At 60.8% G+C, this 13,364-nt stretch carries 14 protein-coding genes; 8 read left to right on the top strand and 6 right to left on the bottom strand.

From position 1 onward, the window contains the following. Positions 1-74: 74 nt before the first annotated feature. The 5 genes from NW855_RS10035 to NW855_RS10015 all read left to right on the top strand — a co-directional run bounded on the left by NW855_RS10035 (position 75) and on the right by NW855_RS10015 (position 5,048). Entirely contained in the window at positions 75-293 is a 219-nt protein-coding gene (locus NW855_RS10035) for a hypothetical protein (protein WP_099812611.1), read from the top strand. 131 nt (positions 294-424) lie between these two features. Continuing rightward, positions 425-1,894 (top strand): argininosuccinate lyase, encoded by a 1,470-nt coding sequence (gene argH / locus NW855_RS10030; protein WP_011429025.1) that lies wholly within the window; start codon positions 425-427, stop codon positions 1,892-1,894. A 91-nt stretch (positions 1,895-1,985) separates the two neighbouring features. Beyond that, positions 1,986-2,606 carry a hypothetical protein gene (locus tag NW855_RS10025; RefSeq protein WP_011429026.1) on the top strand — a complete coding sequence of 207 codons (621 nt, stop codon included), beginning with the start codon at positions 1,986-1,988 and terminating at the stop codon, positions 2,604-2,606. An 883-nt stretch (positions 2,607-3,489) separates the two neighbouring features. After that, complete coding sequence (wecB, locus tag NW855_RS10020) at positions 3,490-4,617, top strand: non-hydrolyzing UDP-N-acetylglucosamine 2-epimerase (protein ID WP_011429028.1); 1,128 nt, start codon at positions 3,490-3,492, stop codon at positions 4,615-4,617. A 206-nt stretch (positions 4,618-4,823) separates the two neighbouring features. Then, the gene (locus tag NW855_RS10015; protein WP_206336818.1) at positions 4,824-5,048 is read left to right on the top strand and encodes an ureidoglycolate lyase; all 225 of its coding nucleotides are present in this window, start codon (positions 4,824-4,826) and stop codon (positions 5,046-5,048) included. On the opposite strand, the gene NW855_RS10010 is transcribed toward NW855_RS10015, so the two are convergent. Next, on the bottom strand, positions 5,021-5,182 hold the full coding sequence (locus NW855_RS10010; protein ID WP_168173323.1) for a hypothetical protein: 162 nt from the start codon (positions 5,180-5,182) through the stop codon (positions 5,021-5,023). The two genes, NW855_RS10015 and NW855_RS10010, sit on opposite strands and share 28 nt — an antisense overlap. Before the next feature lie 604 nt (positions 5,183-5,786). Here NW855_RS10010 and ftsZ point away from each other — a divergent pair. Both ftsZ and NW855_RS10000 read left to right on the top strand, forming a co-directional pair. After that, positions 5,787-6,908, top strand: coding sequence for a cell division protein FtsZ (ftsZ, locus tag NW855_RS10005; protein WP_011429031.1), 1,122 nt, complete (start codon positions 5,787-5,789; stop codon positions 6,906-6,908). Between the two features lie 69 nt (positions 6,909-6,977). Further along, positions 6,978-7,949 carry a D-alanine--D-alanine ligase gene (locus NW855_RS10000; RefSeq protein WP_011429032.1) on the top strand — a complete coding sequence of 324 codons (972 nt, stop codon included), beginning with the start codon at positions 6,978-6,980 and terminating at the stop codon, positions 7,947-7,949. Between the two features lie 19 nt (positions 7,950-7,968). Here the strand turns inward: NW855_RS10000 and NW855_RS09995 are convergent, their stop codons facing one another. Beyond that, on the bottom strand, positions 7,969-8,466 hold the full coding sequence (locus NW855_RS09995) for a hypothetical protein (RefSeq protein ID WP_041438022.1): 498 nt from the start codon (positions 8,464-8,466) through the stop codon (positions 7,969-7,971). 140 nt (positions 8,467-8,606) lie between these two features. On the opposite strand from NW855_RS09995, the gene bchM reads away from it, so the two are divergent. Further along, positions 8,607-9,272: a magnesium protoporphyrin IX methyltransferase gene (gene bchM / locus NW855_RS09990; protein WP_011429034.1), complete on the top strand. Its 666-nt coding sequence runs from the start codon at positions 8,607-8,609 to the stop codon at positions 9,270-9,272. Positions 9,273-9,333: 61 nt separating this feature from the next. On the opposite strand, the gene NW855_RS09985 is transcribed toward bchM, so the two are convergent. From NW855_RS09985 to NW855_RS09970, 4 genes are all read right to left on the bottom strand, one after another. Further along, positions 9,334-10,092 carry a HEAT repeat domain-containing protein gene (locus NW855_RS09985; protein WP_414402754.1) on the bottom strand — a complete coding sequence of 253 codons (759 nt, stop codon included), beginning with the start codon at positions 10,090-10,092 and terminating at the stop codon, positions 9,334-9,336. Between the two features lie 99 nt (positions 10,093-10,191). Continuing rightward, positions 10,192-10,938: a peptidylprolyl isomerase gene (locus NW855_RS09980; protein ID WP_011429036.1), complete on the bottom strand. Its 747-nt coding sequence runs from the start codon at positions 10,936-10,938 to the stop codon at positions 10,192-10,194. A gap of 72 nt (positions 10,939-11,010) precedes the next feature. Continuing rightward, positions 11,011-11,805, bottom strand: a complete 795-nt coding sequence (locus NW855_RS09975) for a hypothetical protein (protein WP_011429037.1) — start codon at positions 11,803-11,805, stop codon at positions 11,011-11,013. Between the two features lie 61 nt (positions 11,806-11,866). After that, the gene (locus tag NW855_RS09970; protein WP_041438024.1) at positions 11,867-12,784 is read right to left on the bottom strand and encodes a DUF1517 domain-containing protein; all 918 of its coding nucleotides are present in this window, start codon (positions 12,782-12,784) and stop codon (positions 11,867-11,869) included. Positions 12,785-13,364: the final 580 nt, after the last annotated feature.

Below are 13,364 nucleotides of genomic sequence, written 5' to 3'. Positions count from 1 at the left end.
GGGTACCCTCTAGCTAGGGAGGCCACTTAGGTGGCGGCCCGCTTTCCCAGTTGACCTTTGCCTGAGGTACATGCATGCACTCCACTGCTTCTGGCTCTGAGCCCTCCTTAGTTTACTTGCCGGCCTCGCCGGCCTTGCAGACGGAAGCGATCGTCGCCCAGGTGTTCCGGCAGGACGTGCTGGGCGATATCCGCAAGGGCTGGAACAACTTCGTGGAATCGGGCCAAATTTGGGCCCTTTTGATAGGGATCGTGGCAGGCTACATGCTCAAGAGCATCACCAGCTCTCACTAAAGGCGGTGGCGCCCGGATTCCCTGGCCCCAAGGTGGCGGCGTTTTGGCTGTCGTTGCCTTGCTTGCTCTTTTCCGCCTCAACTGCAGCCAAGTCTTTCTGTGGTGGTCATCTCTCTCCCCGTTCCAAGCCCATGGCTAAGCCGACGGCACCTTCCACCCCGCGCCCCTGGAGCGGACGCTTTGCGGGATCCCTCCACCCTAGGATTGCCCGCTTCAACGCCAGCATTGGCTTCGACATTCGCCTTTTGCCCTACGATGTGGCCGGATCCCTGGCCCATGTGCAGATGCTGGGGGCCTGCGGCATCTTGAGCCGCGAAGAGGCAGAGCAAATTCGGCAGGGGCTGGAGCAGATCGAGAAGGAAGTTGCCGAGGGCATCTTCCAGCCTGACCCTGAGGCGGAAGATGTCCACTACGCCGTCGAGCGCCGTCTGGTGGCCTTGGTGGGGGAAGTGGGCAAAAAACTGCACACGGGGCGCTCCCGCAACGACCAAGTGGCCACCGACCTGCGCCTCTACCTGCGGGATGAAATCGACACCATCCGGCAGGCTCTCTGGGAGCTGCGGGGGGTTTTGTTGGACTTGGCCAGCCAGCATGTGGAGACAATCCTGCCCGGCTACACCCACCTGCAGCGGGCCCAGCCCATCAGCTTGGCCCACCACCTTTTGGCCTATGAAGAAATGCTCTGGCGGGACTGGCAACGGTTGGGACGGGTGCGGGAAGAGGTCAACGTCTGTCCCCTGGGCTCCGGGGCCTTGGCCGGCACTTCCTTGCCCATCGACCGGCAACTGGTTGCTCATCTGCTGGGCTTTGAGCGCATCAGTGCCAACAGCCTAGACGCCGTCAGCGACCGGGACTACCTGGTGGAGTTCCACGCTGCCGCCAGCCTGATCTTGGTGCATCTCAGCCGTCTCTCGGAAGAGCTCATCCTCTGGGCCACCCAGGAGTTTGGCTTTGTCGCCCTCACCGATGCCTGTGCCACGGGCTCCAGCCTCATGCCCCAGAAGAAGAATCCCGATGTGCTGGAATTGGTGCGGGGCAAGACAGGGCGGGTGTTCGGCCATCTCCAAGCTCTGCTGGTCACCTTGAAGGGGCTGCCCCTGGCCTACAACAAAGATTTGCAAGAGGACAAAGAGGGGCTCTTCGATACCGTCGATACTGTGAAGGCTTGCTTGGAGGCGATGACCATCCTGCTGCGGGAAGGGATCCAATTCCAAACCCAACGCATGGAGGCCGCGGTGCAGGAAGACTTCTCCAACGCCACCGACGTGGCCGACTATCTGGTGCGAAAAGGGATCCCCTTTCGCGCCGCCCACGATCTGGTGGGTCAGATCGTGCGTACCTGTGTGGCAGAGGGAATTCTGCTCAAAGATCTGCCCCTGGAGCGGTGGAAAAGCTTTCATCGAGCCTTTGAGGAGGATATCTTTGCGGCCATCGATCCCCGCCAGGTGGTGGCCGCGCGGCTCAGCGCTGGAGGCACTGGCTTTGCGGTGGTGCGGGAAGCCTTGCAACGGGCCCAGGCCCGCTACCAACAGACAGAGCCGGCAGAAGAACCCCCGCTGCCCCCCTCCTCACCTGGCTCTGGGCTGCCCTTGGAGAGCTGAGCAGCGGCCCTGCCTCCATTCCCGCTTGCCCCCTCTGTCCGCGACCCCAGAGCGACCTCCCAGCCATTGGCCTTGAGAAAGCGGAGGAAGGATGCGATCCCAAGCCATCTCCCCACCCCCCTCTGCCCTGGGAGAAGTGGTGGAGGCCAACACCACCACCCTTGTGGCCCAGTGCCTAGAGCCAGAACGCCTGAGCTTCCCGCCCCTGCCCGCCCTCGGCAGTTGGATCCGCTCGCAAGACGAGGAGACCGGCAACTGGATCTATGGAGTGGTCTGCTATGCCGCCATCACTCCCATCGACACCGTTCACCGTCCCAGGGCCTTGGGCCTCTCCCCCCGGGAACTGCGGGAGCAGCAACCCCAGATTTTCGCCATGTTGCGCAGCGATTTCCGCGCTGCCATTGTCGGCTTCGTTGGCGGGGGGCGGGTTTATCAGTATCTGCCGCCGCGCCCGCCCCAGATCCACCAGCCAGTTTACCCCTGCTCTGAAAGCGAGGTAAGGGAGTTTTGCCGCTCTTTTGAGTTTTTGCGCACCCTGCTGCGTGTCAACGGGATCCCCAGCGACGAGTTGGTGGCCGCTGTCATCCGTCAGACTTACCGGATCTTGAACCGGGATCGCCACTGGTTGGTGCAAGCAGGGCGGCAGTTGAGCTCGCTGTTGCGGGACGACTACGAATACCTTAGCGCAATTTTACGAAAGATTGAAGCCTAAGCGAAGAAGTATTGAGAATAGTCCTGAATCCCGCCGAAATTTCATCTGAGAGTGATAGCCTGAGGCGAAATCCTTGTGAATCATCCCTTTTGTACCCCATTGCTTGCGTCAAAATGTTTAACAAATTTAATCCCTCTGACAAACCCTCCAAAGGCAACTGGGCAGGTCGCACTTTTTCTGCTGCTGTGGGCGCTTCGCTGGCAGCGGCTGTTTGCATGGCTCATGGCCAGCCGCCCTTTATATCGCTGCTAGTGGCCAGTTGTGCAACGGTGTTTACCCTCGTTTGTGATGAGATGGGCTGGATATAGGCTCGGGGTCAGCTTTGGGCTCTCAGCCCCTCTGAGGCAACCATCGAACGACATGCAAGATACCCACGGATCAAACGCCGCTAAGAGTCTCTCCGCCCCTGCGCAATTTGTTTCGGCGAGCCATAGCCCTCGGCAAGCTATTGGAGGGCAGTAGAAGAGGGCGGATACGGATTCCTGTCTCTCCAGGCTTTTGGCTGGATCTAGAGGCCCTGGTAACTGTCCCCGGCCCGGCAGCCTCTGGGCCCACTTGGGCGAGGTGGGCAGGGAGCGAGCAGCGCTGTTTGGTTTTGATGTTTTTTGCCGGATCCCTGCCCAGGGCTGGCTTCGGCGAAGCAAAAGGTAGAGCAATCGGGGGTTAAGATCGGGGGGAGCGCCCTCTGCTGGTTTCTCTTTGCCTATAGTTGGCCCCGGAAACATCCCCATCTACAGAGGCTGTGCTGCCGTAACTTGAGAACCAGGCAGGCGGGAGCCTCCGATCCCAGTCAGGGCCTTTCCAAAACCCGATTTGACGGCCGATCTGTCTGGAGCGGGGCCAGAGTTGCTCGCTTCCCCCAGGCGCCGATGCCCTTGAGCCTATGACCTCCCTTCCTCTGGTTTCTGTGATCTTGGGCACGCGGCCCGAAGCCATTAAGCTGGCTCCGGTAATCCAGGCCCTGCGGGCCAGTCCCCACCTGCGCACCGAGGTGATCCTGACAGGGCAACACCGGGAGATGGTGGATCAGGTGATGCGGCTCTTCGGCCTACGGGCGGATCGGGATCTGGAGATCATGCGTCCCCGCCAAAGCCTGACCGACATCACCGAAGCCACCCTGCGGGGTCTAGAACCCTACTTGCAGGCGCAGCGGCCCCAACTGGTTTTGGTGCAGGGCGATACCACCACCGCCTTTGCCGCTGCCCTGGCTGCTTTTTACCAACGCATTCCAGTAGGCCATGTGGAAGCCGGCCTGCGCACCGACGATCTCTACCACCCTTTTCCCGAAGAGGCCAATCGCCGTCTCATTTCTCAGTTGGCCAGCCTGCACTTTGCTCCCACGCCGCAAGCGGTGGATAACCTGAAGCAAAGCCGCGTGATCGGCTCTATCTATTGCACGGGCAACACCGTCATCGATGCCCTGCTACAGGTAGCTGCGCTTGGGATCCCCTGCCCCATCCCTGGCTTGGACTGGGGGCGCTATCGGGTTTTGTTGGTTACTGTGCACCGGCGGGAAAACTGGGGGGATCCCTTAATAGCCATCGGCCAGGCTCTGCTGCAGATTTTGGCGGAGTTCCCCGACACGGCCCTCCTCTTGCCTCTCCACCCCAACCCCGCGGTGCGAGAGCCCCTGCAGGCCCTGTTGGGATCCCGGGAGCGAGTTTTTCTTACCGAGCCCTTGGACTATCCCTGCTGGGTCAGCGCCATGCAGCGCTGCACTCTCATCCTCAGCGATTCCGGCGGCATTCAAGAAGAGGCGCCAGCTTTGGGCAAACCGGTGCTGGTGCTGCGGCAGACCACCGAGCGCCCTGAGGCGATTGCTGCCGGCACCGCCCGCCTGGTGGGCGCCCATCCCGAAAAGATCCTGGAGGCGGCCCGAGAATTGCTCACGGATCCCCAGGCCTACGCCCGCATGGCCCAGGCTCAAAACCCCTTCGGCGACGGCACCGCTGCCAGGCAAATTTGCCACATCATCGAGAGGCAGTTTAACTCGCCCAGCTCACCAGAATAAGGCCCGCAGAGACTCAGACTGGGGTGAGAAAACCGTTGCCTGCTCCTCCCTTTCTTCGGCTGCCCCGAAAAAAACTAGGATCGACTGCTGGTACACCGGCAAAGCCGTCATCCGCACCGCCAAGATCCTGCCCGGCTACCCGGCCGTGCTCTGCCGGAGCGCCACCTGCGTATGTGTTTATAGCCTTGGGACAGGAGCCATTCATCATGGTCATGGCTCCCCCCAAAACCCTCCCCGACCTAGACAAAGTGCAAGCCCTGCGCTTCCCCCCTGGGCACGGGCTGCTGCTGCACCGCGGCACCTGGCACGCTTTCCCCCTCGCCTGCGAGCGCCCCGTTGTGGTGCTGACTGCCAACTCCGACGAAGTGGTAGAGGCCCTGGCCAGCAGGACGACGGCGCAGGATCAGGGGGATCCCTGTGCCAGCGGCTGAACGCCGAGATCCATTTGCAGCCGCTCTAAGCCCATGGCGCGGATCCCCGACGGCACCCCCCCACCGGCTCTTTCGGCGCAGAAGCCTTCGGCTTTAGCCGTGGGGTAGTTTGCAGAATACCCAAACCTCAGCATTAAAAATCGGCAAAAATTGGCGGTTGGTCTGCCAGGCTCGAATTGGGAGGGGTGAGTATTCTCGAATACTCCGAAAAGAAAACGCAAAGTTAGCTTTTAGGCAAGCGCAAGCTCAGCTCCGACCGAAGCGCGCTGGGGGCAACAGTTCGTCCTAATTTGGGCTCTATCTACTAGGTGTTCGGGAATACGTACCCTTCGATAGGAACCTCGCTTGTACAAAAGAGGAAGCTTAACTGCGAGAGAAGATTCATAGGCAAAGTACGAAACATGAAAGCGCCCAGATTATCCGGATGAGGCTCTTTTTGGGGGCTGCATTCGCCTAGCTAGAAGATCCGCAAACGTCTTCACCGTTGGCATCTGAAGAGAGTTGCCTTATATTAAATCAGCTAGCATGTTCGATATTTGCCAGAATTAAGCTATCTTGAGGGCTGACATGCCATCTAACCATTGGTCAGACTTCCATCCTCCCAGTCCTGGGCAAGGCTTGGAGCAAACTCAGTCAACGCCTTCCCATTGGAGTGAGCGCTACACGGGGGAGGACTCTCAGGTCGAGTATGAAAGAAACGGAGCCCAGACCAAGGCAGCGGCTCATCCAGAGGAGAACATGCTGAGCAATGCCGCGAAAATTAAGGTGGTGGGCGTGGGGGGTGGAGGTGGCAACGCGGTCAGTCGGATGGCGGCCAGCAACCTCAAGGGTGTTGAGTTTTGGAGTATCAACACGGATGCTCAGGCCCTTGCGCAGTGCTCGACATCAACGGTGAACCGCCTGCAAATCGGGCAAAAGTTAACCCGCGGGCTGGGGGCAGGCGGCAACCCGGCCATTGGTCAGAAAGCCGCCGAAGAGTCCAGCGAAGAAATTGCAGCGGCTCTCAAAGGGGCAGATTTGGTCTTTATTGCCGCCGGCATGGGAGGGGGCACGGGCACCGGTGGAGCCCCTATCGTCGCCCAGATTGCCAAGGCCAGCGGTGCCCTGACGGTGGGGGTGGTGACGCGGCCTTTTTCCTTTGAGGGCAAGCGGCGCACCAAGCAGGCCGAAGAAGGGATCCAAGCGCTGCAGGAGGCGGTCGATACCCTGATCGTGATCCCCAACGACAAGCTGCTCTCGGTGATCTCTGAGCAAACTCCTGTGCACGAGGCTTTTCGCGTCGCGGACGATGTCTTGCGTCAGGGGGTGCAGGGCATTTCGGATATCATCCTCATCCCCGGCATGATCAACGTGGATTTTGCCGACGTGCGCAGCGTGATGGCCGATGCCGGCACTGCCTTGATGGGCATTGGCATGGGATCCGGCAAGTCCCGCGCCCGCGAAGCTGCCATTACCGCCGTCTCCTCTCCCCTTTTGGAAACTTCCATCGAAGGGGCCAAGGGCGTGCTCTTCAACATCACCGGCGGGCTGGATCTGTCGTTGCACGAGGTCACGGTAGCCGCTGAGATTATCGCTGAGGCAGTGGATCCAGAAGCCAACATCATCTTCGGCACCGTCCAGGACGAGCGCATGCAAGGGGAGGTGCGCATCACCGTCATCGCCACCGGTTTTGACGGATCGCGGTCGGCTGCCGCTTCTGGATCCAAAGCCTCGGTCGCCAACAAGGGGGGGGTGGGGACGCGTAGGACCACTGCCTCTGGCTCTGAGCCACCGCCTCGACAGCCCCCTGAGCCTGAGCCCCCTGCATCCGGGGGCTTGGACATTCCCGAGTTTTTGCGCCGCCGCCGTCCTCCTTCGTAGGTTAGAGTGAGGGAATGCGGCTATCCTGGTGCCGGTTGCTGGGAGTGGGGAGTGCTTTGGGGTTAAGCCATGAACATTGTTATCTTGGCAGGGGGTCGTTCGGCAGAACGTCAGGTTTCTTTGGTAACGGGCAAAGCCTGTAAGCGGGCGCTGGAGGATCTGGGGCATCGGGCGAAGTTGATCGACCCCGAGGAGGATCTGCCGCTGCGCCTTTGGCAGGAACGGCAGGCAGGCTGCGACTTCGTCTGGATTGCCCTGCATGGCCCCGGCGGTGAGGATGGGGTAGTGCAGGGGATGCTGGAGTGGCTGGGCTTGCCCTATCAGGGATCCGGGCCGTTGGCCAGCGCTCTGGCCATGGACAAGCTGGTCTCCAAGCAGATCTTTCGGGCCGAAGGGATTCCCACTCCTGAGTGGCTGGTCTGGGATGAAGCGCAGCCGCTCTCCTGGGCCGAGTGTGTGGCGCGTTTGGGATCCCCGCTGGTGGTGAAGCCCAGCAACAGCGGCTCGACGGTGGGGATTAGCCTTGCGCGGGATGAGGTGTCGTTGGCTCAGGGGCTGGCGTTGGCCAGCTCGGTCTCCTCGCGGGTCTTCCTGGAGCGCTACATTCCCGGCAAGGAGATCACCCTCTCCATTCTCTCCGGCCAGGTTCTCCCGGCCATTGAGATCATCCCTGCCCAGGGAGATTTTTACGATTACGAAGCCAAGTACGCCCCCGGCGGCTCACGGCATTTGATCCCCTGTTCCCTCAGCGCGGCAGGGCTGGCCCGCTGCGAGGCGGCAGGGCTAAGGGCCTATCGGGTGTTGGGATGTGAAGGTCTGGCGCGGGTGGATCTGCGGGTGGATGCCGACGAGAACCCTTGGGTGCTGGAGGTGAACACCCTGCCCGGGATGACCCCCACTTCGCTTTGCCCAGAGGCGGCGGCAGCTCTGGGCTGGACGTTTACGGAGCTGGTGGAGCGGATGCTGCAGGATGCCCTGCAGAGGGCGGCATTGACTCGCTCGGCCCCGTCTGGATCCCGGCCTTCGCCACAGCCGGCCTGATCCCCAGCCAGACTGCTTTCTAGAGAAAGAAAAGAAGCAAAACCGCCACCGCCATCCCGACCATCAGCACTGCTCCTGCCGGCCACAGCCAGGCAATAGGGGATCCGCCTTTGCCAGCAGCTTTTTGGCCGGGACCCTTTTCTTTGGGCTCAGGCTGGGGGCCGGCGGAATCGGGAGCAACCAGCGTTAGATCCTGCAGCAGCCGGTTGCCTTGCTTTTCCAGCACGAGCGTGGTCTCCTCAGCGCTCAAGAGAGGATCCCGCAGCGGCTGGGTTTGCTGCCACTCGTATTCGGAATGTCCTGACGCTCGCCCATAGACCGTCACCTGCTCCAGGCCGGATAGGCCCAACGCCTCCAGCGCGGCTCGCACCTGTTGGGTGAGATGGGGATAGTCGAGCTGGGTTTGCGGGGAGCGGTTGAGGAGAACGTGCAGGTGAGCCTGGCGACGCTTGACGGCGATCTTGACAGGGACGGCCAAGCGAGCCTGCAACGCCTGGGCAATCTCAGCTTCCGTCATTGAGTTTTATTCCAGTGAAGGCAAGTTAATTCTAATACAGCCATGGGACAGGCGCTGGGAGTGGCGGCAGCGGCTTCGGGGTAGAATGTATCCGCATCGGCAAGGAAGGCCCCTGAGGAGGTCGTGTAGCTGGAAGTTCTATGCAAGAAAAAGCCATTGTCCGCAATTACTTCAACACCGTCGGTTTCGAGCGCTGGCGGCGCATCTACGGCAACGAGGAAGTCAATTTTGTCCAGAAAGATATTCGACTGGGCCATGCCCGCACAGTCGAGACGGTGTTGCAATGGCTGGGGGATCCCTCCGGTCTGCGCATTTGCGATGCCGGCTGCGGAGTGGGCAGCCTTAGCTTGCCTTTGGCCGCCCGAGGGGCGCAGGTGTTTGCCAGCGACATTTCCGAGCAAATGGTCAACGAAGCGCGTCGCCGCCAACAGATGGAGCTGGGATCCACAGACAACCCCCAGTTTCAGGTTTTGGATTTGGAGGAACTGACGGGGGAGTACGATGTCGTCGTCTGCCTGGATGTGATGATCCACTATCCCGAAGCCGACGCCCTGCGCATGCTCAACCACCTAACTTGCCTGGCCCGCTCTCGCCTGATCTTCAGTTTTGCTCCCAAAACCCCCTGGCTGACGCTGCTGAAGAAAGTAGGGGAGTTCTTCCCTGGCCCCAGCAAAACCACCCGCGCCTATCAACACCGCGAGGCGACGTTGGTGGGCCACCTGGCCGAGTGGGGCTGGAAAGTGCAACAACGCCGAACCATTCGAAGCCGCTTCTACTTTGCCTGGCTGCTTGACCTGGTTCGCTGAAGCCGTCGCTCCTAGCTTGCTCTGGGGCCGAGCTGCCTGGGCTCGACCAGGTCAGTCGAAGTTACCCAGTTTTTCCAGACAAATCCGGATCTGCCAGCTTTTGCAGGGCAAGTCGCGCATCATCCTGGACTCCCCAGTCAGGGTCGCCGCTGGCGCTGGCCAGCAACTGCTTGGTGAGCATTTGATAGAGAGCTGTATAGGGCGTCGCCGGCTTCAGATGTTGCCCTAGGATCCCTAGGCTCCAGGCGCAGTTGCCGCGGACTGCCGCCACCGGATCGTGGGCCAAGCCCCGACAGAGGGCTGCCGCCACCTCTTGCAAGGCCGGGCCGGGCAACACCTGAGCTTGGGCCAATTGTCCGAGGGCGCTGGCCGCCCACAGTCGCACGGCTGTGATATCTCCGGCCAATACTTCCAGCAACACCGGATAGGCCCGCGGATCCTTGGCATTGCCCAGGGCCCACACCAACCCTTTGCGCACATAGCCATTCCAATCCCGGCGCAAGCTGTCGATCAGCAGCTCCACCTCACAGGGATCCGAATTTCGACCTAGGGCATAGGCCGCCCCTACCCGCACCAATGGGCAGGGATCCCTGAGCAGAGCCAACAGGGACGGCACGGCACGGGGCTCTTCGATCTCACAGAAGGCGCGGGCCGCCTGCATCCGCAAACGGGGATCCGGATCCTGCAACTGCTGCAGCATCCGCTCCACATCTACCTCCGGCGGCGAGTGAGGTGGCAGCTCGTCTAGGGGAGAAAAGGCATCTTGGTACATGAAGGGGCGCGGGCAGATTGGTGCCGTTGGCGGGGAGGGCAGGAGCACGAAAATCTCTTCTCCCCAGGCAAAAGGCCAGAATGAAGGCGGAAAAAGCAGCCAAGCAAGCAAATCCTGGCTGCAGCCCATCATAAGCCGCCGAGGTCCCTAGTTTGCAGTTGAATCTGGAGATCCGGGAACCTGCAGCAAGTCCGCTCCTTCCAGCACCCGCGCCGAGCGGATCACATCCCCCACCTGCAGGCGCTCCACCCACTCCATGCCACTGGTGACATAGCCGAACACCGCATAGCGCCCATCCAGGATCGGCAGAGCAGAGAGGGCGATGTAAAACTGGGAAGAGGCCGAATCCAGCGGGCTAGAACGGGCCATGGCCACCGCGCCCAAGCGATGGGGCAAGGCCAGCTTGCTCAGGGCGATGGGATCCTCAATCAAGGTGTTGTAGCGGGGGTGAGGCTCCCCACGCACCTGAATCTCCAAAGGGATGGTGCGCAGGCGGTTGCTGCCCGGCTCGGTAGCGCCACCGGTGCCATCTCCCCGCGGATCCCCTCCTTGCACCACAAAAGGTTGGGGATCTTTCTCCACTCGATGGAAGGTGAGACCGTTGTAAAAGCCCCGCTGCACCAAATCCACAAACTGGCCAGCCGTGAGGGGCGCCTCCTCCCCGTGAATCTCCAAGATCACCTTGCCCGCTCCCTCAGCAGTTTGCACCTCTAGCTCCACCAGCGCCTTGCCCTGCAGTTGCGGGCGATGGGCGTAGGCCGGTGGGATCCCCGATGGAGAGCCAGAGGAGGGGAGCGCACGGCGACAAGCGAACAGACCAAGACAGAGGTACCCCAAAGCCAAGCCCAACCCCACTCTGCAGCGGCTCATTCGCCCCAGCTTGGTAAATTGCATCTGCCCCTTCTCCCTTTTTCGATTTGATCCAACTTTCCACAGGGATCCCTCTCCAGATGTCAAGAGAGATATCTAGAGCCGTTGCGACAACCCCAATTGCAAGGTGACGCTTTGAGCGCCATTGCTTACCCTCACCCCGTAGGGGCTGATGGAGGTGACCCGCCACTCTGCTTTCACCGCCTGGCCAACCGGCACCTGTCGCACCACGTTGTCGATCAGAATCAGAGCCTTGGGATCGCCCGGATCGTGGATCAACCCCACCAGCTTCATCTGCGGCGGCGGTTGAGGCGGGATCCGCACCGGCGCAGACCTGAGGGAGGGAGGAGAAGCGCTGGTTGCCGCTGCAGGGGTAGGAGCGGTGGCCGCTGGCGGCCTTACGGGGGTTGTTTTCGCCTCTGGCTCGGCTAAGGTGATCCTAGGTGGCTCCTGAGACGAAACTTCCTCAGAGGGATCTCGAGGAGTTTTACCTCCCGCCTCTGGGGGCCGAGATGGTTCCTGTTCCTGGGCCAGCCGGAAATCCGAGTTGGGAGAATCGGAGGCCTCAGTCACAGGATCCCTCAGCCAAGGAGAATTGGCCTGAGAAAAGACTCCCGCCCGGCGGCGCAGGGTCGTCCAGAAGGCTAGCCCTGCTACCAGAGTGGCCGCCAAGGCCAAACCCAGTAGGATCCCTGAGGCCATAGAAGAGCGCCGCAAAGGCAGCGGCGGGCGCGTGCCCCAATAGGGGTACTCTTCCACCAGCCCTTCTTCAAGGCTGTGCTCCAAATCCTCAAGCAGCTCATCCAGCAGGGAATCTGCTTGACTCTTGTAACGCAATACAGCCCAAGGAGAACGACGGCTCCTGTCTGCCGAAGCATCAAACCCGGACATAGAACCTCCCTTGGCGGCGAGACCCCTAGCCGACAGCAGCCGTCTCCTCACTCCAGCGCTCTCACAGGAGCCGCATTTCCGGGTACTCGGTCAACAGCGCCTCTGCCGACAGGGTGTCTCCTTCCAACTGCGGCGTCCACAGCACTTCGATCGCCACAATTCGCTCCGCCGGAATGGAGGCCAACTGCAGCAGGCACTGCCGCAGATCCGCCGCAGATTTAACTACAGGTAGTGTACCTAAGTTGCCGCGATACGCAACTAGTAGAGTAACGACCAGATACTCGCCGACATCCGGGATCCCGGCAGCAGCGCGTTTAAGGACCGCTTGGGGAACCTGTTGGATTTGGTTGTTGCGGTTGCTGAGGGTTTCGGCGCTAAACTTGCTGCGCTCTTGCAAAGAGGCTTGGTAGAACAGAGACTCGGCGCGGGAGAGAGGCAGCTTCTCTGCTTGGGCATGGCCATAGGCCCAGTAGTCGCTGTAGCGCATCAAGCCGAGGGTGACCTCTTGCAGGAGTTGGCTCAGCCCTTCCGGCGATTGGGTATCCGCTTCCAGAGCCAGGGCGTTCATGTCTTTTTGCAGTTGCCGGGCGCTGGCCAGCAGGCCCACTTTCACCTGAGCCAGGGTTACTGGCGGGTCAGCAACCCCCTCGTCGCCATCTTCGGAAACAGCCGAGCGCAGGCTGCGCACCAGAAAGCTACCTGCCCCGATGAGCAGCAGCAGTGTCAGCAGGCCGCCACCACCACCCCAGAAAAAGGGCACCACCAGGGGAAAGCCGAACCCCCCTCCATAGCTGGGGTACACCGGAGCCGAGCGGGGGCCAACAGAGCGGGGGGCAGAGAAGGTCGGAGAGCGGAAAGAGCCACCGCCAATGCGACCACCACTGCGCGCCCAGACGGCACTGACGGGGGCCAAGGCCAAGATCAAAGCCAGGGCAATGGCCAGCAGGGGCCGGCAGCTTCGACTGATTCGTTTCAGCATGTTCACGTGTCCATCACGGGGCTAGTCTTCCTCAATTGTATGCTCTTTCCTTAGACAGCAGAGGGCAGGGATCCGAACCTTTTAGCGGGCTATTTGAGCCATTGCTTGTGAATCCCCACCGATTTACTCCTCAGCATCCAACTCAGGATTACTTCAATCTGGCCCATCGAGACTATCGACGGAGGCGACCGCAGTCTTGACACTCCCACCGCCTGAAGGCGGGGGATTCTTACGCAGTCCACAAAAGAACCCGTAACGGCGTTGTCAAAGCGCCTCTAGACAGTTCCTTCACGCAAAGCCCCAAGGTTCTGCTGACTTTCTTAAGCAGGTTGGCGGCAGCATTTGCCTCAGCGTTGACCAACCACCCCTTTGCCGTTTGGTACAGGCCCCGCTTGACACGCTTTCCAGAGGGTCTCCACCCGTCGGGTTTTTCACCATAACTAGGTAGCCCATCTCCATCTAGGAAGCTTGCCTGCGAGCTGTACGCCTCCTCTACCTCGATAAACTCAATGCCATAATGCTGACATACAGCCTGTTAAGGGCTCAAGGGGTACAATAGCAGCACTTAGCAAACCAACTT

The sequence above is a fragment of the Synechococcus sp. RC10B2 genome (assembly GCF_047502635.1).
This window is presented reverse-complemented; position numbering and strand designations above follow the sequence as displayed.